Origin of the sequence: Mesorhizobium sp. WSM3224 (genome assembly GCF_000427725.1) — a bacterium.
In the GTDB taxonomy this organism is placed as follows: domain Bacteria; phylum Pseudomonadota; class Alphaproteobacteria; order Rhizobiales; family Rhizobiaceae; genus Mesorhizobium.
Map to the genome: position 1 here is coordinate 255,864 of NZ_ATYO01000002.1, position 23,256 is coordinate 279,119.

General features: G+C 62.1%; 21 protein-coding genes and 1 tRNA gene. 14 read left to right on the forward strand and 8 right to left on the reverse strand.

Annotated features, from left to right (window positions below; genetic code table 11):
• The first annotated feature begins 138 nt into the window (after positions 1–138).
• Positions 139–1,188 carry a low specificity L-threonine aldolase gene (locus YU3_RS0104870; RefSeq protein WP_027165190.1) on the forward strand — a complete coding sequence of 350 codons (1,050 nt, stop codon included), beginning with the start codon at positions 139–141 and terminating at the stop codon, positions 1,186–1,188.
• 25 nt (positions 1,189–1,213) lie between these two features.
• On the forward strand, positions 1,214–2,107 hold the full coding sequence (locus tag YU3_RS0104875) for an MBL fold metallo-hydrolase (RefSeq protein ID WP_027165191.1): 894 nt from the start codon (positions 1,214–1,216) through the stop codon (positions 2,105–2,107).
• Between the two features lie 530 nt (positions 2,108–2,637).
• Here the strand turns inward: YU3_RS0104875 and YU3_RS0104880 are convergent.
• The 3 genes from YU3_RS0104880 to YU3_RS0104890 are packed head-to-tail and all read right to left on the reverse strand — an operon-like array spanning position 2,638 to position 4,529.
• On the reverse strand, positions 2,638–3,096 hold the full coding sequence (locus YU3_RS0104880) for a hypothetical protein (protein WP_027165192.1): 459 nt from the start codon (positions 3,094–3,096) through the stop codon (positions 2,638–2,640).
• Between the two features lie 3 nt (positions 3,097–3,099).
• A complete protein-coding gene (locus tag YU3_RS0104885; protein WP_027165193.1) occupies positions 3,100–4,236 on the reverse strand; it encodes a HigA family addiction module antitoxin in 1,137 nt (378 codons plus the stop codon).
• Positions 4,236–4,529: a type II toxin-antitoxin system RelE/ParE family toxin gene (locus tag YU3_RS0104890; protein WP_027165194.1), complete on the reverse strand. Its 294-nt coding sequence runs from the start codon at positions 4,527–4,529 to the stop codon at positions 4,236–4,238. Before YU3_RS0104890 ends, YU3_RS0104885 begins: the two co-directional genes overlap by 1 nt.
• A 107-nt stretch (positions 4,530–4,636) precedes the next feature.
• On the opposite strand from YU3_RS0104890, the gene YU3_RS0104895 reads away from it, so the two are divergent.
• The gene (locus tag YU3_RS0104895) at positions 4,637–5,515 is read left to right on the forward strand and encodes a helix-turn-helix domain-containing protein (RefSeq protein WP_084507932.1); all 879 of its coding nucleotides are present in this window, start codon (positions 4,637–4,639) and stop codon (positions 5,513–5,515) included.
• 69 nt (positions 5,516–5,584) lie between these two features.
• A complete protein-coding gene (locus YU3_RS0104900; RefSeq protein WP_027165196.1) occupies positions 5,585–5,959 on the forward strand; it encodes a helix-turn-helix transcriptional regulator in 375 nt (124 codons plus the stop codon).
• A gap of 111 nt (positions 5,960–6,070) precedes the next feature.
• Here YU3_RS0104900 and YU3_RS0104905 read toward each other — a convergent pair whose 3' ends face one another.
• The gene (locus tag YU3_RS0104905; protein ID WP_027165197.1) at positions 6,071–6,823 is read right to left on the reverse strand and encodes a sulfite exporter TauE/SafE family protein; all 753 of its coding nucleotides are present in this window, start codon (positions 6,821–6,823) and stop codon (positions 6,071–6,073) included.
• Positions 6,824–6,959: 136 nt separating this feature from the next.
• On the reverse strand, positions 6,960–7,427 hold the full coding sequence (locus YU3_RS0104910; protein ID WP_027165198.1) for an Hsp20 family protein: 468 nt from the start codon (positions 7,425–7,427) through the stop codon (positions 6,960–6,962).
• 521 nt (positions 7,428–7,948) lie between these two features.
• Between YU3_RS0104910 and YU3_RS0104915 the strand changes: the two genes are divergently transcribed.
• The gene (locus YU3_RS0104915) at positions 7,949–8,905 is read left to right on the forward strand and encodes an alpha/beta hydrolase (RefSeq protein ID WP_027165199.1); all 957 of its coding nucleotides are present in this window, start codon (positions 7,949–7,951) and stop codon (positions 8,903–8,905) included.
• A gap of 45 nt (positions 8,906–8,950) precedes the next feature.
• On the opposite strand, the gene hisN is transcribed toward YU3_RS0104915, so the two are convergent.
• Positions 8,951–9,724: a histidinol-phosphatase gene (hisN, locus tag YU3_RS0104920; protein ID WP_027165200.1), complete on the reverse strand. Its 774-nt coding sequence runs from the start codon at positions 9,722–9,724 to the stop codon at positions 8,951–8,953.
• A 358-nt stretch (positions 9,725–10,082) separates the two neighbouring features.
• Positions 10,083–11,024 (reverse strand): N-formylglutamate amidohydrolase, encoded by a 942-nt coding sequence (locus tag YU3_RS0104925; protein WP_027165201.1) that lies wholly within the window; start codon positions 11,022–11,024, stop codon positions 10,083–10,085.
• A gap of 164 nt (positions 11,025–11,188) precedes the next feature.
• On the opposite strand from YU3_RS0104925, the gene YU3_RS0104930 reads away from it, so the two are divergent.
• The 3 genes from YU3_RS0104930 to YU3_RS0104940 all read left to right on the forward strand — a co-directional run bounded on the left by YU3_RS0104930 (position 11,189) and on the right by YU3_RS0104940 (position 14,263).
• A complete protein-coding gene (locus tag YU3_RS0104930; RefSeq protein WP_006199474.1) occupies positions 11,189–11,551 on the forward strand; it encodes a response regulator in 363 nt (120 codons plus the stop codon).
• 115 nt (positions 11,552–11,666) lie between these two features.
• Positions 11,667–11,741 (forward strand) — tRNA-Val (locus YU3_RS0104935).
• Between the two features lie 245 nt (positions 11,742–11,986).
• Positions 11,987–14,263: an alginate lyase family protein gene (locus tag YU3_RS0104940; protein WP_027165202.1), complete on the forward strand. Its 2,277-nt coding sequence runs from the start codon at positions 11,987–11,989 to the stop codon at positions 14,261–14,263.
• Between the two features lie 311 nt (positions 14,264–14,574).
• On the opposite strand, the gene YU3_RS0104945 is transcribed toward YU3_RS0104940, so the two are convergent.
• Positions 14,575–15,729, reverse strand: a complete 1,155-nt coding sequence (locus YU3_RS0104945; protein WP_027165203.1) for a dihydrodipicolinate synthase family protein — start codon at positions 15,727–15,729, stop codon at positions 14,575–14,577.
• Between the two features lie 243 nt (positions 15,730–15,972).
• Here YU3_RS0104945 and YU3_RS0104950 point away from each other — a divergent pair, with 243 nt between their 5' ends.
• Genes YU3_RS0104950 through YU3_RS0104975 form a run of 6 tightly spaced genes read left to right on the forward strand, consistent with a single transcriptional unit; the run spans position 15,973 to position 23,230 of the window.
• A complete protein-coding gene (locus YU3_RS0104950) occupies positions 15,973–17,016 on the forward strand; it encodes a LacI family DNA-binding transcriptional regulator (RefSeq protein ID WP_027165204.1) in 1,044 nt (347 codons plus the stop codon).
• Entirely contained in the window at positions 17,013–18,029 is a 1,017-nt protein-coding gene (locus YU3_RS0104955) for a Gfo/Idh/MocA family oxidoreductase (RefSeq protein WP_027165205.1), read from the forward strand. The genes YU3_RS0104950 and YU3_RS0104955 overlap by 4 nt, the downstream gene beginning before the upstream one ends.
• On the forward strand, positions 18,026–19,627 hold the full coding sequence (locus tag YU3_RS0104960) for an acyl CoA:acetate/3-ketoacid CoA transferase (RefSeq protein ID WP_027165206.1): 1,602 nt from the start codon (positions 18,026–18,028) through the stop codon (positions 19,625–19,627). Before YU3_RS0104955 ends, YU3_RS0104960 begins: the two co-directional genes overlap by 4 nt.
• Positions 19,620–20,396: an enoyl-CoA hydratase/isomerase family protein gene (locus YU3_RS0104965; RefSeq protein WP_027165207.1), complete on the forward strand. Its 777-nt coding sequence runs from the start codon at positions 19,620–19,622 to the stop codon at positions 20,394–20,396. Before YU3_RS0104960 ends, YU3_RS0104965 begins: the two co-directional genes overlap by 8 nt.
• Before the next feature lie 9 nt (positions 20,397–20,405).
• Positions 20,406–21,917: an aldehyde dehydrogenase family protein gene (locus YU3_RS0104970; RefSeq protein WP_036257897.1), complete on the forward strand. Its 1,512-nt coding sequence runs from the start codon at positions 20,406–20,408 to the stop codon at positions 21,915–21,917.
• Between the two features lie 59 nt (positions 21,918–21,976).
• Complete coding sequence (locus tag YU3_RS0104975; RefSeq protein WP_036257900.1) at positions 21,977–23,230, forward strand: ABC transporter substrate-binding protein; 1,254 nt, start codon at positions 21,977–21,979, stop codon at positions 23,228–23,230.
• The last annotated feature ends 26 nt before the right edge of the window (positions 23,231–23,256 follow it).

Sequence of the window (23,256 nt, forward strand, 5' to 3'; positions counted from 1 at the left end):
TGGAAACGTAAGCTTTGGTCCCGGCCTTTTTCGGCTGCTGGCTGGCTTCACCGCTTTGCCAGCGATTGGCCCTTGCGCTTCGACGGCCAAAGCGGTCAAGTCGCGCCGCTTTTTGCCAATAACGATATGGACCTCTCGATGTTCTTTGCATCCGACAACTGGGCGGGCGTCCACCCCAATATCGCCGGCGGACTGTCAGCCAACGCCGGCGGCTTTTCGACCGCCTATGGCGATGGTGAACTCGACCTGGCCGTCTACCGGCATTTCAGCGAGGTTTTCGAGCGCGAGGTCGCGGTGTTCTTCGTCGCCACCGGCACCGCCGCCAACTCGCTCTCGCTAACTGCCTACAGCAAACCCGGTGGCATCTCCTTTGCGCACCGTGAATCGCACATCGTCGAGGACGAATGCGGCGCGCCGGAATATTTCAGCGGCGGCTCGCGGCTTCATGCGGTCGACGGTGCGTTGGGCAAGATCGACGCGCACAACCTCGAACGGGCGATCTCCCGTTTCGCACCAGAGATCGTCCACTGGGGACGGCCGACTGCAGTCTCTATCACCCAGTCGACCGAAGTCGGCACGGTCTATGGGCTCGACGACATCTCCGCGATTTCGCAAATCGCGAAGCGCTATTCTTTGCCGCTGCATATGGACGGCGCCCGTTTTGCCAACGCGCTGGTCGCCCTCGAGACGACGCCCGCCGAAATGACCTGGAAGCGCGGTGTCGATATCGTTTCCTTTGGCGGCACGAAGAACGGTTGCTGGTGCGCCGAGGCCGTGGTCCTGTTCGATCTCGACCGGGCCAAGGAACTGGCTTTCCTGCGCAAGCGGGCCGCGCAGCTGTTATCCAAGTCGCGCTTCATCGCCGCCCAGTTCGACGCCTATTTCAAGGACGGGCTGTGGCTGGACACGGCCCGCCATGCCAATGCCATGGCCGCGCGCCTGGCGGCGGCGATCGAGGACTCGGCAACCGCCAAGCTGGCCTGGCTGCCGCAGGCGAACGAGGTTTTCGCCGTGATGAAAAAAACGGAGGCCGAAGGGCTGCAAGCAGCGGGCGCCGCCTTCTATGACTGGCACAAGCCGCATAGCTTCGAAGGCCATATCGGCGAGGACGAATTGCTCTATCGCTTCGTCACCAGCTTTGCCACGACGGCCGACGAAGTCGATCGTTTCGGCCAGTTGATCGCCTGATCTTTACGGCATGGAGAGCGAGCGGATGACCAAGCCTTCCCTTGGCTCAACGATGCGGCTGGTTCGTCCGGCGCCGAACGTGCTGGGCTTCTACGATGGCCGCATCGATGGCGTTCGCATCTGGTCGGAGGAGCCCAATTGGCTCGATGACGGCGCTTATACGCTCGGCATCTGCACCTATGCGATCGTCGATGGATCGCACGCGCTTGTCTATGACACGCACATATCCCTGCCGCATGCCCGCTACATCAGGCGAACGCTCGAAGAGATGGGCGTAACCTCGATACGCGTCGTGCTCAGCCACTGGCATGACGACCATATTGCCGGCAACGAGGTGTTCAAGGATTGCGAGATCATCGCCAATCGCCTCACTGCCGCGGCACTTGAACGCGGCCGGGTCGACATCGAGGGCGGCAATCCGCCGATCAAGCCGCTCGTGCTGCCCAACAGCATGTTCGAGAACAGCCTCAGCCTGACGGTCGGATCAATCCCGATCGAACTGCGCCAGGTCGAAATCCACAGTCGTGACGGCACGGTGCTGCTGATGCCCGACGCCGGCCTGCTGCTGGCGGGCGACACGCTGGAGGACTCCGTCACCTATGTCTCGGAGCCGGCGCGCCTGAACGAGCATCTGGTCGACCTCGAGCGCATGGCCGGCTGGCGGTTCGATCGGATCCTGCCCAACCACGGTTCCTTGGAGGCAATCGAGGCCGGCGGCTATGACAGAAGCTTCATCGCGGCGACTGAGACCTATGTTCGAAAGCTGCTTGCCTGCCGGCAGGACCCCGACCTGGCGAAACAGGATCTGAGGACCTTCGGCGCCGACATATTCGCCACGACCGCGACCGAGTATTTCGAGCCATACGAAGCCGTCCACCGGCAGAACGTCGAGGCTGTTATCGCGGCGAATGGCCAATAGGATGCGTTAGAGCAATTCCAGGAAAAGTGTGAGCGGTCGGGCTCGGCGGTAGTGGGTCAGTTTGAAATCCGGTCTTTGAACTCGCCTTCGGCGATGCCATATTGGTGATATGGGAACCTGGAGCACCGGCACTGACGAATTTACCTGCAAATGCGGGGCGCGGTACAAAGCGCACTACAAGGATTTTCCGGAGCGCGACAAGGGCACCTTCAACTGCACGCTATGTGGTGAAGAGGTCCACAGTTGGAAAGGCACTCGTGACTACATGAAATGGGAATTGATGGTGCCCGAATGACTGGACCTAAATCCCCTAAACGCCCGCGCGATCCGAACCAGTTGGCGAAGTCGATTGTTGATATCGCGACTGGCGAAGCGCCTGCCGAAGAGGATCACAAGAACAAAGCCGCTGTGGAGCTAGGGCGGCGCGGCGGTAAGATTGGCGGTCGTGTGCGGGCCGACCGCATGTCGGCAGAAGAACGGGCCGACGCAGCAAGGTTAGCCGCATCGGCCCGTTGGAGAAAGCGCGGCGATTAGGCTGCCTCTGCTGCCTCGATTTCGGCCAAGTCCATCGTGAAGTCAAAATCCATCTGGATGGGCTCTTCGTCCCTCGCATCATTGTAGCTATCGACGTCGATCTTCAGCTGCCGAACGTCACCGACGATCCCGCGACGGCGCTGCTGAAAAGACATCTGCATATGATGGCGCGGGGCGGTTCGAATGTCGTCCCACAAAACCATCTGCTGACCGCCCGACTTGATCGTGGCGGGGTGCAGCTTCCGAACCTTCCTCCCGCGCTTGTCGGTAATGTAGTCTTCGCGCATGGCCGACTGCAAATCTTCGGCGCATTTGGAGATGGCTGCCGACTCCGGCAATTCCCATCGTCCGGTTCGGATAGCCCAAGCGGCCATTGTTCTGGTGCCTGCCGGCCATGGCTCGCCGGACATGCGGTACTCTGCAACGATTTTCTGCATCTGCTTGCTGTAAGTCATGCTTCAGATCTCCTTCAGATGCGGTGTAACCCCATACCCATCGGTCATAGCCGTACGTATGAGGACATGCCGCACCTTGGCTTGGTACTGCTTGAATAAGTCCCATCTGTTGAGGTGTTTTTGTATTTGCCCGGCCACGATGCCGGGATGGCGCTTCACTAATTTCGAAAACCCAATCAACCCTGGCTTGGAATAGATCGGGTCATGCCGACGAATGAAGCTTTCCATCTTCAGTTTCGGCACACAGAAATCCGCCGCAGCAGCATCGGCTGCACGTTCGGATTCGTCGGCAAGTCGGTCATCATCTTCGAAGTTGTCGATGACCGGATTATCTCGGCCTTCAAGCCTCAAAATGTGTTCGATCTCATGCCGTAGATTAAACCAAAAGCGGTCGATCTGGTCGCCACCCTTAAGCGATAGGGCAATGACCGGCGACCTGTTTTTGTCCAGCCAGAAACACACCCCATCAATACGCGAGCCGGGAAGCGGTTCCACAACCAAAAATCGCACGCCACAATCATGCAAGATACGCGGCACATGGCGAACCTCTTCCGGATCAACCATCAAGGCTTCAAGCTGGACAAGCGCATCGCGCAGTAGTGTTTGCGAGAACTTCGGCACGACCATCGCTTCTGCAAGGCGCTTTACGCGGATAAGCCAAGCCAGTTGGATGGTGGAAATCTCTTCGTTGTTCCTCTTCCTCCATGCGGCGAACGATCCGGTGATGGGATCGCCAATCGAGGCGATTCCGAAGAAGCGGCAAACTGATGCCTCCATACTCTCGCCGGGGCGCAGCGGAAGCCAGCCACGCTTAGCCAAATCCCGCACGGGGAAGCGCCTCCGCATCTCGGCTTCACGAGCAATACGGTCATCAGCCGGCGAGGCTTTCGACAGCTGATAGGCAGACTCCAAATTCAACCAATACTGCGCCGTCGTATCCAGTGCCGCCGCAATCTCTCTGGCGGTATCTGGAGTTATAGAACGCTTTCCCGTGATGATCTCATTCACCACGTTGGCCTTACGGCCGATGATTTCCGCAAACTCAGTCTGCGACCAGCCCAAATCTTCCAAGGCGTCCTTAAGGAACTCGCCCGGAGTGAAAGTTTCAGCCGGCGTTCGGTCAGTCATGATCCTTGGCATCAGTGATAATCCGCTATTTCAATTACCCGCAGTCGGGTGCCTTCGTTGTCGGTGACGATCTCAATAATGAGCCGCCACTGCTTGGTTAGCCTCACCGAATGCTGGTGGCCCCTTCTCCCCTGAAGCTTTTCGAATCTGAGTCCGCCACGATAAAGGTCCCGCTGGTCAACAGCTTGGCGCAAAGCCCACAAGGCTTTGCGGAATCCTCGCACAACGTCCCGGCCAAAGCCTGCCGTAAAGCTCGGGTCCACCTCCAACTTATCGAGATCATCGTCGGCAAAATCGATCTCCATGCCTCACGTTCCTTTTATATAGTGCCGAGGAAAAATTCTCAATACCCTTTATCCCGGATAGCGTAATAATTGTTGCATAGCAAGAGCGCTTATGCATAATGGTCAGTATGAATAAGTTGGACACCCAAGCCCGGTCACGCATCCTTCACATGCTTTGCGAAGGTCAGTCGATCCGCGCCATTACCCGCGTCATGGGTACCAGCAAAAACACCGTGGCAAAACTTCTCTCTGATGCCGGCGAGGTTTGCGCACAATATCAGGACCAAGCTCTTCGCAATCTGACCAGCAAGCGCATTCAGGTCGATGAAATCTGGTCGTTCACCTATGCCAAGCAGAAGAACGTCGCGGCCGCCAAAGCTGCCCCGGAAGGTGCTGGCGACACTTGGACGTGGACGGCTATCGATGCCGACACCAAGCTTGTCATGTCTTGGCTGGTCGGCGGTCGCGACAGTGAATATGCAATGGGCTTCATGGACGATCTATCGCGCCGCCTCGCCAATCGCGTCCAGCTGACCAGCGACGGCCACAGGGCATACCTGGAGACCGTTGAAGGCGCATTCGGCGGCGATATCGACTACGCCATGCTGATCAAGCTCTATGGCGCTTCGCCTGACAGCGCCAAGGGCCGCTATAGCCCTGCCGAACGCACTGGTGCGCGGAAAGAACGGATCGAAGGCAATCCAGACATCAAACATGTCAGCACGTCATTTGCCGAGCGTCAGAACCTAACCATGCGGATGCATATGCGCCGCTTTACGCGCCTGACCAATGGCCTTTCTAAAAAGGTGGAGGCTCACGCCAATGCCCTGGCGCTTCACTTCATGTACTACAATTTTGTTCGCATCCATTCGTCGCTGCGCATGACCCCGGCGATGGCCGCTGGCGTGACTGGCAAACTTTGGGAGATTGGCGATATCGTCGCGCTGATCGAAGCGAAGGAAGCCGACAAGCCGACAGCGCGCGGTCCCTACAAGAAAATGAATTAAGTGAAAATTTGAAGTTGAAAAATATAAAGGCATGCTCTATCAACGAGCCTTCAACAAAGGAGGCTCAAAATGCCGATAAGAAAACGTGTTTTCCTTTTGGACACATTCCCGGAGCGCCTGCGCGCAAAAATGATCGTCAACAGGCTTAGCCAGTCGGACATAGCTCGGCTGGTTGGCTACACCCCAACAGGGGTGTGGAACTGGCTGCAAGGCAATACGTTCCCTCGTCCAGAAACCTTATCGGCGCTCGCCGAGAAGCTAGACGTTACCGAGGATTGGCTACGAGATGGCGATGCCACTCCAGACTCTGACTCTTCCCCGGATGAAAACGAACAGCCTGAAAGCATAGCTGAACGAATGGAAAGCCTTCGCGTCGAGATTGCCGCGCTCATCGGCTTTGACCTAAGCCGGGTAAAGCTCAGCTTGGAATTTGGTCCGGGCTAATTTCAAACTGACCCACTACCGGCTCGGCGACTTCGCCGTAGCCTCCGTCCGGAATTGCGTTAAAACAAAGAGATAGAGCGGTTCGCCGTTTCCGTGAAACGGTGAAACGCTCTAGGCCAGGAAGGGCCGGAGCAATAGCTCGAAGCCGAGCAGGATCAGGAAGATCAGGAACCATCTGCGAAAGGTTGCCGGACTGATCTTCCGGCGCAGGATCTGCCCCAGCCACATGCCGAGCAAGGCCGGCAGCACGGCAAGCGAGGACATCGCCAGATGTCCGGCGTCGAACGCGCCATGCGAGGCAAGGCCCAGCGCCAAGGCGATCGTCGACACAGTGAAGGAAAGACCGAGCGCCTGGATGAGATCGTCCCGGCTCAGGCCCAGCGCCTGGATATAAGGGACGGCAGGAACCACGAAGACGCCGGTGCCGCCGGTAACCAGGCCGGTGAGGAAACCCACGACAGGCGAAAACCAGCGCTCTGCTCTCACAGGAACCGAAGGCTGCCGCGCCAGCAATGTGTAGGCGGCGTAAAGAATGAGAGCCGCGCCGAGGCCGGCCGTGGTCCATTTGACGTTGTCGCCGGCAAGCAGCCGGGCGCCGATGATCGTGCCCGCCAGAATGCCGGCCATCATCAGCCAGAGACGGCGCAGGATCGCCGAGAAGCTCGGGCCGGCGAAAAGCTGCCAGACATTGGTGATGAAGGACGGCACGATGAGCAGCGATGCCGCCGTCACCGGCGGCATCATGGTGCCCAGCAATCCCATGGCCAGCGTCGGCAGGCCCATGCCGGTCACGCCCTTGACGATACCGGCGAGCAGGAAGGTGATTGCGATCGTGGCCGTCGGCAACACGGAAAAATCGGACATCGCCCTTCATGATCCGTCGCTGCGTGCTTCAAAAGGGCCAGAAAGCCTCGTTGCCGATGGCACAACAAAAAGCGGCGCCTCGCGGCGCCGCTTTCGTCTCGGGAGGGAGACTTGGGTCTTGGATCGGGCTCGCGGGTTACGCGGCGGCCTTCGCTTCGATCTGCTTGGCCTTGTCCGAGGACTGGGTGATCGCGATCTTGCGCGGCTTCAGCTCCTCGGGAATGTTGCGCGTAAGGTCGACGAAGAGCAGGCCGTTCTTCAGCGTAGCGCCCTGGACCTCGACATGGTCGGCAAGCTGGAAGCGGCGCTCGAAGGAACGCGAGGCAATGCCGCGATAAAGCAGCTCGGAACCCTCGCTGTTGTTCTCTTCCTTGCGCTCGCCCTTGACGGTCAGCACGTTGCGGTGGGCTTCGATCGAGATCTCGTCTTCCGAGAAGCCGGCAACGGCCATCGAGATGCGATAGGCGTTCTCGCCGGTGCGCTCGATGTTATAGGGCGGGTAAGTCTGCACGCTCTCGGGCTGGCCGAGCGAGTCGAGCATGGTGAACAGCCGGTCGAAGCCGACGGTCGAACGATAAAGCGGGGAAAAATCAACGTGACGCATAAGGTGTTCTCCTGTTGAGCAACATGGTTTGCGTATGGCCCGGTGCGAAACCCTCGAAAGGCGTTCCGGATAGGCCAGCGGCCCCGGTATCGGCGGCCGCAACCCTCATTTGGGAAGCGGAAAAAGCCATTTCAAGGTTTTTGACCGGCGCAAAACCGCCATGTTGATGAACGGCAGATGAACCCGGGCTTCGGCATCCGTTCAGCCAGGCCTCGCTAAGCTTCGGCCAAGTTGGAGCAATTCCAGGAAAAGTGTGAAGCGGTCAGGCTCGGCGACTTCACCGTAACCTTTCCGTCCGGAATTGCGTCAAGACGAAGAGACAAGCGGCGCCTTCACTGCGGTGCCGCGACGAGGCCGAACCGGGTGCAACGTCCCTTCCTCCCGGATCGACAGAGGCCGGAAGTGCGCCGCAGGCACTTCCGGCCTTCCACGTTCGTAACGCCTTTGCTTTTGCCGCCTGGCCGTCTATCACCATGCCGACGCCTCGCCCGTCCGGGCAAGAACAACCAGCGACGCGCCGAATGACGGATCTTTTCCACCACACCGAGGATAATCCCGCGCCGCAGAATGCCGCGGGCGGCTTCTTCACCACACCTGACGGCAAGAAGATCCGCTACGGCGTCTTTGCCGCCGTCGCTCGCCCGCTGCAGGGCACGGTGGTCCTGCTGACCGGGCGCAACGAATGCATCGAGAAATATTTCGAGACCATCCGCGACCTCGCCGATCGCGGCTTCGGCGTCGCCATCCTCGACTGGCGCGGCCAAGGCGATTCCAGCCGGCTGCTGCGTAACCGCCAGCGCGGCTATGTCCGCAGCTTCCGCGACTATACGCGCGACCTCGAGCAATTCTTCGAGGAGATCGTGCTGCCCGACTGCCGCGGCCCCTATTACATCCTCGCCCATTCGACGGGGGCCGTGATTGCGCTGCTTGCCTCGCCGTCGATGGTCAATCGCGTGCGGCGCATGGTGCTGCTGGCGCCTTTCCTCGCCGTGCCCGACCTGCCGGTTTCGATAGGCACGCTGCGGCGCGTCTGCGCGGTCTTCTGCGCACTGGGTCTCGGCCGGCTTTATGCCGCCATGGGTCCACGGCCGAAAGTGCCGCCGCCTTTCGAGGCAAACAAGGTGACGTCGGATCCCGGGCGTTACCGGCGCAATGTCGGGATCTACGAGGCCTGGCCGCAGCTCGCGCTCGGCGGCCCGACCATCCGCTGGCTGAAGGCCGCCGCCGCGGCCGCGGAAGCCGTCAGCGATCCGGATTTCATGGCAAGGGTCCAGGTGCCTATGCTGATCGTCGCGGCCGGCGCCGACCGCGTGGTCTCGACCAGGGCCGTTGAAGCCTACGCCAGGAAACTGCGCGTCGGCTCGCTGCTGATGATCGACGGCGCGGAACACGAGCTCCTGCAGGAGAAGGACATCTACCGCGAACAGCTCTTGGCGGCTTTCGATGCCTTCATCCCCGGCACCGGCGACGCCGCCTGATCGCGCTTTAAATCCGGTCGCCGCCGGCCGTCGCCGCGGCGCGGATCAACCGCGCAGCGCGGCCATTGCCGCCGCATGAAGCTCGGGCGTCGCCGCCGCCAATATGTCGCCGCCGTTTTCCGCCGGCCCGCCTTCGAAAGTGGTGATGACGCCGCCGGCCTTCTCGATGATCGGAATCAGCGCGACGATATCGTAGGGCTTCAGGCCCGGATCGGCGACGATGTCGACGCTGCCCGCCGCCAGCATGGCGAAGGCGTAGCAGTCGGTGCCGTAGCGGGCGAGCTGAACCTTTGTCTCGAACTGGTCGTAGCGCTTGCGCGCATCGTCCTTGAACAGAGCAGGCGTGGTCGTGAACAGCGTCGCTTGCCCGAGCTCGGTCGTTTTTCGGGTTGTGAGCCTGCGCGGGCCGCCCGGTCCTTCGAAATGCGAACCGGAAGCGTTGGCATAAAACAGCTCGCCGGTGAAAGGTTGCGACATCATGCCGGCGACCGCGTCGCCATCGACGGTCAGTCCGACCAGCGTTCCCCAGACCGGGATGCCGGAGATGAAAGCGCGCGTGCCGTCGATCGGGTCGATCACCCAGACATGGCGGCTGGTTATGTTCTGGCTGCCATGTTCCTCGCCGAGAATGCCGTGATCGGGATATTCGGAGGAAATCAGCGCCCGGATCACCCGCTCGGCCTCACGATCGGCCTCCGTTACCGGATCGAAGCTTCCCGCCAGCTTGTTGGTAACCACCCCCTGGCTGCGGAAGCGCGGCAAGGTTTCCGCGGCGGCGGCATGCGCGATGCGCCGCATGAAATCGAGGCTGATATCCAAGTCGCTCTCCCCATCGCGGCCTTTGCCAGCCGCTCTTTCTCGCAGAACAGGCGCGCCGAAGACCAGTCAAGCGGCCGCTATCTGTTGCCCGAATGCCACATTTGAGCCGCCGAAGCGGAATTTCCACATCATATTGAATTAAAAAAGCCTGGTGTCGATTGACATTTGTGCGCCGCACAATAATTTTGTCATCGGACAGGTTATCCTGTCCATGCCCTCCTTGGGCGTTTCCTCCCTAGACTTCGACCGTGTCGTGAAAACGATGCGGTCTTTTTTTCGGGCAATTCCAGGAAAAGTGTGAAGCGGTTTTCCGTCCGGAATTGCGTTTATAAAGGGACTCGGCGCGCCGACCGCGCCGTCATTCCGCCGCCAGCGGCAGATCGACGAAATGATCGTCGGGCATCGACATGAGGTCGGCCGAAAAGCGGGTCAGGTTGTCGGCCAGGGCATCGAAGCCGGCCGATTTCTGGAACGTCCGCTCATCCATATAAAGCCCGCGATTGACCTCGACCTGCAGCGCATGCAGATGCCGCGCCGGCCTGCCATAATGCTCGGTGATGAACCCGCCGGCATAGGGCTTGTTGTGCGCGACCGTGTAGCCCATGCCGACAAGCAGGCCAATCGCCATTTCGGTGAGCGCCGGCGAGGCCGAAATGCCGAATCGGTCGCCGATGATGAAGTCGGGCCGCGCGCCGTTGTCACCGACGCGGATGCTGGCCGGCATCGAGTGGCAATCTATCAGCACGGCGTAGCCGAACCTGGCATGCGTCCTGGTCAGGAGCCGCTTCAGCGCCTCGTGGTAAGGTTTGTACACCGCTTCGATGCGCGCCACGGCTTCGGCCAGCGGCAGGCGTCCGGGATAGATGTCGAGCCCTTCGCCGACCAGCTTCGGCACCGTGCCCAGTCCGCCCGCGACACGGGCCGAGCGGATATTGCAGAAGGACGGCACCGGCTCGGCGAACATGCGTGGATCGAGTTCCCAGGGCTCGCGGTTGACGTCGAGATAGGCGCGCGGAAAATTGGCCGCCAGCAGCGGCGCGCCGAGTGCAACGGCGCCGCCGAAAAGCTCCTCGACATAGCAGTCCTCCGACCGGCGGATGGCGTTGCGGTCAAGCCGAGCCATGGCCAGGAAACGCTCCGGATAATGGCGGCCGCTATGCGGTGAGTTGAAGAGGAAAGGGACGCGCTGTTCGGCGCCCGATCGGATTTCGAAGGGTGGAACGACCGAAAAATCCTCGGCTGCCGTCTTCAATTTGCACGTACCAGGAAACAGTATTGCATCATGACGTAAAACTGCCACCTTGCGTTCGGCATGTCCAGCATTTCAGGCGGCGAAACCGCACCTCGAAGCGGATGCGGGATGCCCTTCATTCACTTGATGTTTACCGACGCAACCTCATATACAGGATGGTTAACGGCCTTGCCCGGCGGCAGGCTTGGGGCGGGTGATTCGGACGGGATATGATGGCACGCATTCTGCTGGCGGAAGACGATGACGATATGCGCCGCTTCCTCGTCAAGGCGCTGGAACGCGCCGGCTACCAGGTGAGCGATTTCGACAATGGCGCCAGCGCCTATGAGCGGCTGCGCGAGGAGCCTTTCTCGCTGCTCCTGACCGATATCGTCATGCCGGAGATGGACGGCATCGAGCTTGCCCGCCGCGCTACCGAGATCGACCCGGACCTCAAGGTGATGTTCATCACCGGCTTTGCCGCGGTGGCTCTCAATCCCGATTCCAAGGCGCCCAAGGACGCCAAGGTGCTGTCGAAACCCTTCCACCTGCGCGATCTCGTCAACGAGGTCGAGAAGATGCTGCAGGCGGCCTGAGCCACCTTCGGCAGCCATCGGCGCGCGCCGCGCCGATGCGACAAACGGAAGCCGTCTTTCCACATTCCCACTATTGACGCGCCGGATCAAAAGTGGTGTATGCGCGGCTTCGGATGGGCGTGTAGCTCAGCGGGAGAGCACTGCATTGACATTGCAGGGGTCACAAGTTCAATCCTTGTCACGCCCACCATCCTTACAATAATTCTGGCACAGAATCCCCCGGCAGCCGCTCGTAGCTGCTACCCGAGATCCCCTTCGAACAGACGAGCACACGGTTCGACGCTGAGCGGCGCATCTATTGAATAGAGCCGTGACACGATCCGACTAACAGGCTACGCAGAGCCGAGTTCTGGAGGATCATTCCATAGAGGCTCTGTTCTTCTGTCAGCCAGCAATTGCAAGCGGACTGCGATTTCCAGCCGCGAGTCTCGACTCGTGAGCTCTGGCCCGACAAAGCGCCCGGTCTGGTTGCGCGTCTATCTCGAGCTCAAGCGCGCAGGCAAACTCGCCGGCGCGCCGCTTGCCACCCTCGCCCGCATTCGCGAACGGGCGAAAAACAAAGCCGTCCGCGATCGTCTGGCACGACAGCGCGTCGGTGCTGCCCGTCGAGCTTACGAGGTGTCGCGGTCTGCCCCTGTGAAGGACAGCTTCGTGCTCGTCCGCATCATCGGCAATGACCTGGAACCGCGGCACAGGAAGGGCCAGTCATACGACAATGTCCGGTTCATCCTGGACAATGAACCTGAGTTCCCGGACTGCGAGAAATTCTGGATCGTCAACCGGATTGTCGACCCTAGCGAGGAAGCGCGCATCGTCGACCTGCTGCAAAGCCGCGGGCAAAGCTTTCACGCAATCCCGTTCGAGCTCGACACCTATCGGCAAATCCCCTGGAACACCGACGGACTGGCGGCGAACGAATCCAGGCTTTCCAACGCCGATAACCGGCCGGGCGGGCAGAATGCGTCGCGTTACGAAACGCATGTCCGGCACCGCAAGAACCTCTATGCGATGAACAATAACGGCGCGCGCAACGCGGCGCTGGAAATTGCCCGCGGGCGGGCCAAATGGCTGATGCCCTGGGACGGCAATTGCTATCTGACAGCGCCTGCCTTCCAGCAGATCCGGACGGCGATCGAACACAATCCCTATTTTCGCTATGTCGTCGTGCCGATGGCGCGCATCGTCGACAACGCGCTCCTCCTCGACGAGACCTTCACGCCGCCGGCGGAGGAAGAGCCGCAGATCATTTTTCGAAGCGACACGACCGAGCTGTTCGACGAAAATTACGGCTACGGGCGCCGGCCGAAGATCGAGATGCTGTGGCGGCTCGGCGTCCCCGGACTATGGGACCGCTTTCGCGACGATGCATGGGACATCCCGCGCCCCCGCCTTGCGGCGGATGCCGGGCTTTTCCAGAATGCGGGCTGGGTTGCGCGCCTGGATTCAGGGCGTTCGCATCTGGAAGTCGGCCGGGCCGGTTTCCGCGCCCGGTTGGGCAAGCGCGACGAGGCGATCGTCGGCATGCTCGACCGCTGCGACGCCAGCGCGATCGCCCAAAAGCTCGATCCCGCGCGCCTGGCCTACTACGACGAGGACATGCTCGTCGCCGCGCGCCAGGGGCAAAACCCGCATGTTCAGCAAGAGCTGCGCGCCGGCGCCGAGCAGGCGCTCCTTCGCGGTCCGTTCAGCGTCATGGACAAGAGCGGCTGTGCCCCGAGCTGCGATCGGCACGACTATTTCCAGCCCGCACCATATTGGTGGCCGGATCCGCGAAAGCCGGATGGTCTTCCCTTTATCCGGCGCGACGGCGAACACGCTCCCGGCACAGCACTGTATTCTGCGGGCAGCGAAGCCTACGATCGAACCCGCCTGCAGCGGGTTCTCGACGACACCACCGTGCTTGCCCTAGCGACGACCGTGCTTGGGGACCTGCGCTACGCCAGTCATGCCGCACGGCTCGTCCGTACGTGGTTCGTGGACCCCGAGACCAGAATGAACCCGAACATGCGCTATGCGCAGGTGCGACGCGGGCGCGACAACAATGAAGGCCCGGGATACGGCATTCTTGAACTCGCGGATCTCTACTTCTTCCTCGATGCGGTCAGGTTGATCGAGCGGACTGGAGCGCTGGACGAGCGCGACAGTCAGGGCTTCAGAGCCTGGCTTTCTTCATATTGCGAATGGCTGGATACCGCGCCGGCCGCGAAATTTGAATTCTATCGGCTGAACAATCACGGTGTTTTCTTCGATCTGCAACGGGCGGCCATCGCAGCGTTCCTGGGCGACGGCGCGGCGCTTGCGAAAGCGGGACTCTATGCCCGCGAGAGGATCGCTGACCAGATCGCGGCGGATGGCCGCCTGCCCGAGGAACTGTCGCGCACCCGCCCGAGGCACTACGCCATGTTTGCCTTGCAGGGATGGACGACGCTGGCGCGGATCCTGTCCTCGGTCGGCGACGATCTCTGGGGCTATCGGGCCAGGGGCGGACAGGGGCTGGTCGAGGCTCTGCGCTGGGTGGCGGCACATGCCGATACGCTGGCCACGATACGCGGCGAAAAATTCGACGAGGAGCGCATCCAGCCCTTGCTGGACGATCTGGCGCGGCATGATGGCGGCGAAACCATGCCCGCAGGCATGCAACCGGAAGCAACGAAGCTGGTCTTCCATCCGGACTGCGCGATCCCGCCATTCTGGATATTGCGGCGACCCTGATTTCTCATGCGGCACTGCGCGCCAGCGCCGAGCCGACCATGCCGCGATGACCGCCAACGAAAATGCGCTTCCCCTGAGATCGAAGCTCTTGTCCATAGCGCCCACTCCTAAAGCATGTCTCCCGAAAGTGGGACCGGTTTCGGGACAAAGACATTCTTAAAATCAAGGACTTAAAGCAGGTCGCGTGAATCCTTTTTCACGCGACCTGCTTTAGAGCAATTCCAGAAGCGCACCGATTTCTCCGGCGCCGACTTTGGCAAGCGAATACAGATTTGCCGGCGGAACGCAAAATCCCCGCGCGGGGGATCGGCTCAGATGCCGGCCACAGCCAATAGGGTTTTCATCCTGGCGGCGGCAAGGTCAGGGTCGGCTAAGAGACCGGCCTGGTCGGAGAGGCGAAAGACATCCGCGTAGTGGCATATGCCGCGCGCCGACTGCATGCCGCCCACCATCGTGAAGTGATCCTGATGCCCGTTCAGCCAGGCCATGAAGACGATGCCGGCCTTGTAGTATTCGGTCGGCGCCTCGAAGATCTTTCGCGACAGCGGCACGGTCGGCGCCATCAGCGCGTCATAACCGGCCTTGTCGCCCCCCGCCAACTTGGCCAGCGCCGCATTGGCGACCGGGGCGATGGCGTCGAAGATGCCGAGCAGCGCGTGCGAGTGTCTCCTGCCGTCGCCGGCGATCAGGTCGGGATAGTTGAAATCGTCGCCGGTGAACATCACGACCCCGTCGGGCAGCCGGTCGCGCAGCAGCACTTCCTTGCCGGCGTCGAGCAGCGATATCTTGATGCCTTCGACCTTGCTCGCGTGCCGCTCGATGATGGCCACGACCGTGTCGAGCGCGGTATCGAAATCGTTGCTGCCCCAATAACTCTTGAGCGCCGGATCGAACATGTCGCCCAGCCAGTGCAGGATGACCTTGCCCGACGCCTGGCTCAGCATGCGGTCATAGACGCGGGCATAATCGTCCGGCCCCTTTGCCACCGCCGCCAGCGCCCGGCTCGCCATCATGATCGCCTTGCCGCCCTCGCCTTCGATGAAGGCGAACTGTTCTTCGTAGGCGCCAACAACGTCGTCGAGCGTTTTGGCCGCCGCCGGCGCCAGATGGTCTGTCCCCACGCCCGAGGCGAGGTCGGCGCCCGGCACCGTTTTAGCCTCCGCGATCGAGCGGCGGATCAGTTCCTTCGCGCTCGCCCAGTCGAAACCCATGCCACGTTGAGAGGTATCCATGGCCTCGGCGATGCGGAAGCCGAGGCGCCACAGATGGTGGCGAAACGCCATGGTCCTGTCCCAGTCGACCGCCGGCCGCGACCACGGATTGCTCATCGCGAAGGGGTCGGCGACGACATGGGCGGCGGCATAGGCGATGCGCGAAAAATGCGCGCCTGTTTTCGGCTCGACCGGTTTGCCGACAAGCCGGTAACTGACCCGGTCGCCGTTTTCCGCAGGCAAGGTGATGTCCATCGAACTCTCCCGTTGCGGCCGCTATAAATGGAACGTTCCAATAAATCAATAAGCTTTACGATTCCGGACATTCAGAGTCGGCGAGAGCAGCGCTGAACCTAAGAACCCTTGCGATGCCTGTGTTTTTGAACCGCTCCAATCAATTTTTGGAATCCCACGAGATTCTCGATTGACTCCGATTTCGAACGATGATTTAGAACGTTCCAATAAATTCGCTCAGAAAATGTGGAGGATGGGACGAGGATGGCCAGCCGGGCCAAGGCAACGATCCTGGACATTGCCCGCGAGGCCGGCGTGTCCAAATCGACGGTGTCGCTCGTGCTGCAAGGCAGCGGGCTGATCCGGCCTGAAACCGCGGTCAAGGTGCGCAAGGCGATCGAGGATGTCGGCTATGTCTACAACCGCGGCGCCGCCAATTTGCGCAAGGCCCATTCCAACGTCATCGGCATGGTGATCAACGATCTCACCAACCCCTTCTTCGCCGAGCTTGCGGTCGGCATGGAGCGCGTCTTCCAGGCGGCGGGCGTGGTCCCTTTCATCGCCAACACGGCGGAGAACCCGGTGCGCCAGGAAGAGGTGCTGAAATCGCTGATGGAGCAGGGTGTGGCCGGCCTGATCGTCTCGCCGGCGCGCGGCACCACGCCGGGCGCCTTCCGCCGCATCGAGACGGCGGGCGTGCCGATCGTCTTTGCCATGCGCCGGCTGCCCGATAGCCGCATCCCGGTGATCACGCCGGACAATCATCGCGGCGCCGTCCTCGCCACCGAGCATCTCATCCGCAAGGGTCATCGCCGCCTGGCGTTCTTCGGCGGCTCATCGGACCTCGTCGTCTATCACGAGCGGCTGGGCGGTTTCCTCGAGGCCTGCGAAACGCTTGGCATCCCTTCCGCTGACCGGTTGATCGTCGAAGGCGAGACCAGCCGTAAGGGCGGCATGGCTTGCCTGGAGACAGCACTTGCTGCGGCCGAGTCGCCGACGGCAGCACTCTGCTTCAACGACGCCGTTGCCTTCGGGGTAATGCTGGCGCTGCGCCGGCGCAATCTGGAAGCAGGAGCCGACTTTGCCGTCGTCGGCTTCGACGACGTGACGGAGGCCGAGCATTACAGCCCGGCCCTGACCAGCGTCGCTGTCGATACCGCCGGCCTCGGCGAGCGCGCGGCCCACGTCATGCTGAAGATGATCCAGTCGCGCACCACGCGCGCCGAGGACCATATCGGCGCCGTCAGTCTCGTCATCCGGGAAAGCAGCGGCCCGGATCGCAACAAGCAAGTGGGAGACGCGGCATGAGCGTGCGATGGGGACTGATCGGCGCCAGCACGATCGCCAGACAGTTCATGATCAATGCCATTCGCGCGCAAGCCGATGGCGAGGTCGCTGCCGTGATGAGTTCCAGCGCGGAACGCGCCGAAGCTTATGCCCGGGAAAATGGCATCCCGGCGGCCGTTTCGACGCTCGACGCGCTGTTCGCTGCCGACATCGACGCCGTCTACATCTCGACCACAAACGAGTTGCACCTCGAACAGGGGCTTGCAGTAATCAAAGCCGGCAAGCATGTGATGTGCGAGAAGCCGCTGGCGCTTAACAGCTCGGATGCACGCAAGATGGTCGCCGCCGCCAAGGCGGCTGGCATCGTCTTCGGCACCAACCATCATCTGCGCAATGCCGGCGCCCATCGAGCCATGCGCGAGGCGATTGCCGCCGGACGCATCGGTAAGCCGGTCGCCGCGCGCGTCTTCCACTCCGTCTACCTGCCGGAAAACCTGCAGGGCTGGCGCATCACCAGACCCGAGGCCGGCGGCGGCGTGGTGCTCGACATCACCGTCCATGATGCCGACACGCTGCGCTTCGTGCTCGGTGACGATCCGGTCGAGATCTCGGCCTTCACCCAGTCAGCCGGCATGGCTGGCGGCGGCCTGGAGGATGGCGCCATGTGCATCTGGCGCTTCAAATCCGGCGTCATCGCACAATCGCATGAGGGCTTCACGACGAAATTCGCCGGCACCGGTTTCGAGGTGCACGGATCGGAAGGCTCGCTGATCGCTACCAATGTGATGACGCAGAAGCCGGTCGGCTCGGTGCTGCTGCGCACCGCGAAGGGCGAGGAAGAATTGAGCTTCGACCGCGAGGACCTCTACACGCGTTCGCTGCGCCAGTTCCACGCCGCGATCCGCGGCGAAGGCCAGCCTTCGGCCACCGGCGAGGACGGCATTTGGTCGCTCGCATCCGCTGAGGCCGCCCTGCATTCGTCGAAGACCGGCAAGGCCGTGACGATCGACCCGCAACTTGGGGGTCTCGCGTGAGCAAGCTCGTCTCGGCGGCCCACGCCGCCAGCCTGATCAAGGACGGCATGGTTGTATCGGTGTCGTCGTCGAGCGGCCTCGGCTGCCCGGACGCAGTGCTTGCCGCGATCGGCGAGCGCTTCGACGCGGAAGGCCATCCGAAGCATATCACCACGTTGCACCCGATCGCCGCCGGCGACATGTACGGCATCAAGGGCATCGACCATCTCGCCAAGCCGGGCTTGCTCAAGCGAACGCTCTGCGGCTCCTATCCGTCAGGTCCTTCCTCTTCCGAGCCGCCGCAGATCTGGAAGATGATCGGCGACAATTCGGTCGCGGCCTACAACGTGCCTTCCGGCATCCTGTTCGATATGCATCGCGAGGCCGCCGCCAAGCGGCCCGGGGTGCTGACCAAGGTCGGCCTCGACACCTTCGCCGATCCGCGCCACCAGGGCTGCGCCATGAACGCCGCGGCCAGCGAGCCGATCGTTTCGGTGCAGCAGTTCGACGGCGAGGAATGGCTCTATTTCCGCGCCATCGTTCCCAACATCTCCATCATCCGCGCCACTTCCGCCGACGAACGCGGCAACCTCACCTATGAGCATGAAGGCGCCTATCTCGGCGGCCTCGAGCAGGCGCTGGCTGCCCGCAACAATGGCGGCATCGTCATCGCGCAGGTCAAGCGCGTCGTCGAGAACGGCACGCTGAAGCCGCATGATGTGCGCGTTCCAGGCATCCTTATCGACCATATCGTAGTGGCGCCCGACCAGTTGCAGACGACGCTGACACCTTACGACCCGGCGATCTCGGGCGAGATCTTCCGGCCGCTGTCGACCTTCCGCAACGCGGAGATGAACGTTCAGAAGGTGATCGCCCGCCGGGTCGCCATGGAATTGCGCGACGGCATGGCCGTCAACATCGGCTTCGGCATCTCGGCCAACGTGCCGCGCATCCTTCTCGAGGAGGGCCAGCACGGCAAGGTCACCTGGGTGATCGAGCAGGGCGCGGTCGGCGGCGTGCCGCTGCTCGACTTCAAGTTCGGCTGCGCCTCGAACGCCGAGGCGATCATGCCTTCGCCGCATCAGTTCATCTATTTCCAGGCCGGCGGCTTCGACGCCTCGCTGCTGTCCTTCCTGCAGATCGACCGCCATGGCTCGGTCAACGTCTCGAAGCTCTCGGCGCGGCCGCATGTCACCGCCGGCGCCGGCGGCTTCGTCGACATCACGTCGCGGGCGAAGAAGATCGTCTTCTCCGGCTTCTTCAATGCCGGCGCCAAGCTCTCGCTGGCCGATGGCGGCATCCATATCGACCAGGAAGGCAAGGTCAAGAAAGTGGTCGACGAGGTCGAGCATATCTCCTTCTCCGGCAAGCGCGCGGTCGCGCAAGGGCAGGACATCACCTACGTCACCGAACGCTGCGTGATGAAGCTGACGCCTGATGGCCTGATGGTGACGGAACTCGCGCCCGGTATCGATCTTGAACGCGATGTGCTGGCGCAGGCCGACATTCCGCTTGGCCTGGCCAACGACCTCAAGGTCACGCCCGCGGCGCTCTATCAGGACCGGCCGATCGGCCTGTCGCTCAACGGCGGCGCCTCGCTCGGAGGCGCGCATGGCTGAGCGTCTCGTCACCTTCGAAAAGGACGGCGCGATCGGCATCGTCACGCTGCGCCGGCCCGAGAAATTCAACGCGCTCGACATCCCGATGCTGCGCGCGCTCGAAGCAGCGCTTGATGACGCGGAGTTGGCCGAGAGCGTGCGCGTCGTGCTGATCCGCGGCGAAGGCAAGGGCTTTTGCGCCGGCGGCGACGTCGAGGCTTGGGCCGCGATGAGAGCCGCCGACTTCCAGGTGCAATGGGTGCGCTATGGCCACCGCGTCTTCGACCGGCTGGCGCGGCTTCGGCAGCCCACCATCGCAGTGCTCTCCGGCCATGCGCTGGGTGGCGGGTTGGAACTTGCCACCGCCTGCGATTTCCGTGTCGCCGAAACCCAGGTGAAGCTCGGCTTTCCAGAGACTTCGATCGGCGTTGTGCCGGGCTGGTCCGGAACGCAGCGCGCCGTGCGCCGCTTCGGCGCTCAAGTCGTGCGCCGCATGGCGCTTGGCGGCGAGATTTTGCTGGCGGCCGAGGCACTGGCGCTTGGCATCGTCGACCGCGTTGTCGAAACCGCCAAGGCGTTCGATGAAGCCAAGGCATGGGCTGAAAAAATCGCCGAGCGCGGCCCGCTGGCGACGGAAGCCGCCAAGCTGATGATCGGCGTTGCCGAGGGCGAGGAGGATGCCGCCGCGACCGAGGCGCTGGCTAGCGGCTTCATCGCGCTCACCGCCGACCTCAAAGCCGGCGTGGGTGCCTTCAAGGCCAAGCAGAAGCCGGAATTTTCGAGATCTTAGAGAAGAACGATGAACGCACCGCTCAACATCTCCATGCCGGCCGAGGCATCGCAAGCGCCGAAGGCCTACAAGCTGCTGATCGACGGCAAGCATGTCGACGCCCGCGACGGCCGCGCCATCGAGCGCGCCAGCCCCGGCCACGGCTTTGTCGTGTCCCGCTACGCGCAAGCAGGCGCCGCTGAAGTCGACGCCGCCGTGCAGGCCGCGCACAGGGCCTTCGAAACCGGCCCATGGCCGCGCATGAAGGCTTCCGAACGCGCCGCGGTTCTGCTGAAGGCCGCCGACCTGATCGAAACCAGGCTGGAAGAGATCGCCAGGCTCGATGCACTGGAATCCGGCAAGCCGATCGCTCAGGCGCGTGGCGAGATCGGCGGCGCCGTCGACATCTGGCGCTACGCCGCTTCGCTTGCCCGTACACTCTCTGGCGAAAGCTACGCCAATCTCGGCGACACTATGCTGGGCGTGGTGCTGCGCGAGCCGATCGGCGTCGTCTCGCTCATCACGCCGTGGAATTTCCCCTTCCTGATCATCAGCCAGAAGCTGCCTTTCGCGCTCGCCGCCGGCTGCACGGCGGTGGTGAAGCCGAGCGAGATGACGTCGGCCTCGACATTCGTGCTCGGTGACATCCTGCTCGAGGCTGGATTGCCGGCAGGCGTCGTCAACGTCCTCGCCGGCTTCGGCACCGATGTCGGCGCGCCGATGGTCAGCCACCCGCTGGTCGAGATGGTCTCCTTCACCGGCTCGACCCGCGTCGGCAAGATGACCATGGCCGCCGCCTCGAATTCCTTGAAGAAGGTGTCGATGGAGCTCGGCGGCAAGAACGGCCAGATCGTCTTTCCCGACGCCGACCTCGAAGCGGCGGCGGATGCCGCGGTGTTCGGCGGTTTCTTCAACGCCGGCGAATGCTGCAATGCCGGCAGCCGCCTGATCGTGCACGAGGCGATCGCCGACGAGTTCCTCGGCGCGGTCAAGGCGCTTGCCGCAAAGGTCCGCGTCGGCGATCCGCTGGACGACCGCACCAAGGTCGGCGCCATGATCTCGGCCGACCATATGGAAAAGGTAGCCGGCTATGTAACGGCGGCGAAAACCGACGGCGGCAACGTTTTTGCCGGCGGCGCCCGGCTCGCATCCAATGCCGGCCAATATCTCGATCCAACCATCATCCGCAACGTTACGCAGGACATGGCGATCGCCCGCGAGGAAGTGTTCGGACCGGTGCTGTCCGTGCTCACTTTTGAAACGATTGAAAAGGCATTGCGCATTGCCAACGACACGCCCTATGGTCTGTCGGCAGGGGTATGGAGCGGCAGCATCGACACGTGCATGTCGGTGGCGCGCGGTGTGCGTTCGGGGACGGTTTGGGTGAATACGTTCATGGAAGGTTATCCCGAACTGCCCTTCGGCGGCTACAAGCAGTCCGGTCTCGGACGCGAACTCGGCAAACGCGCCGTCGAGGACTATACCGAAGAAAAGACTATCCAGTTTCATCAAGGCCAGCGCACCGGATGGTGGGTCGGCTGAGTTGGGAGAACCCCGGCGGACACCCGCCGGTTATGTGTATGCAACAAGGGAGGTAGTACATGTTGCGCAAACTGCTTATCGGAACGGCTCTTGCGACGAGCTTTGCGTTCTCGGCGCATGCCGCGGACGTCAAGGAAGTGCAGATGCTGCATTGGTGGACGTCGGGCGGCGAAGCGGCTGCTCTGAACGTGCTGAAGCAGGATCTGGCCAAGGAAGGCTATGCCTGGAAGGACGTGCCGGTAGCCGGCGGTGGCGGCGACGCCGCCATGACCGCGCTGAAGGCGATGGTCGCGGCCGGCAACTATCCGACCGCCTCGCAGATGCTCGGCTACACCGTGCTCGACTATGCCGCCGCCGGCGTCATGGGCGACCTGACCGAGACTGCCAAGAAGGAAGGCTGGGACAAGTCGGTCCCGGCCGCGCTGCAGAAGTTCTCCGTCTATGACGGCAAGTGGGTGGCCGCTCCGGTCAACGTCCACTCCGTCAACTGGCTGTGGATCAACAAGGCGGTGATGGACAAGATCGGCGGCACCGAGCCGAAGACCTTCGACGACTTCGTCGCCCTGCTCGACAAGGCAAAGGCTGCCGGCGTCACCCCGCTCGCGCTCGGCGGCCAGAACTGGCAGGAAGCCACCATGTTCGACTCCGTCGTGCTGTCGACCGGCGGTCCGGAGTTCTACAAGAAGGCGATGAACGACCTCGATGAGGACTCGCTCAAGTCCGACACGATGAAGAAGTCGTTCGACAATCTCGCCAAGCTCGTCGCCTATGTCGATCCGAACTTCTCGGGCCGCGACTGGAACCTCGCCACCGCCATGGTCATCAAGGGCGACGCGCTGGTTCAGGTCATGGGCGACTGGGCCAAGGGTGAGTTCCACGCCGCCAACAAGACCCCGGGCACCGACTTCCTTTGCTACCGCTTCCCGGGCACTGACGGCTCGGTGATCTACAACTCCGACATGTTCGGCATGTTCAACGTTCCGGACGACCGCAAGGCCGCCCAGGTGGCACTTGCCACCGCCACTTTGTCGAAGAGCTTCCAGTCGGCCTTCAACGTGGTGAAGGGCTCGGTCCCGGCTCGCACCGACGTGCCGGACACCGACTTCGACGCTTGCGGCAAGAAGGGCATCGCCGACCTGAAGAAGGCCAATGAAGGCGGCACGCTGTTCGGCTCGCTGGCCCAGGGCTACGGTGCCCCGCCGGCCGTCGCCAATGCCTACAAGGACGTCGTGTCGAAATTCGTCCATGGTCAGATCAAGACCTCCGACGAGGCCGTGACCGAACTGGTCAAGGCAATCGACGACGCCAAGTAAGGCTTCAACTTGAACTCATCTCCCCC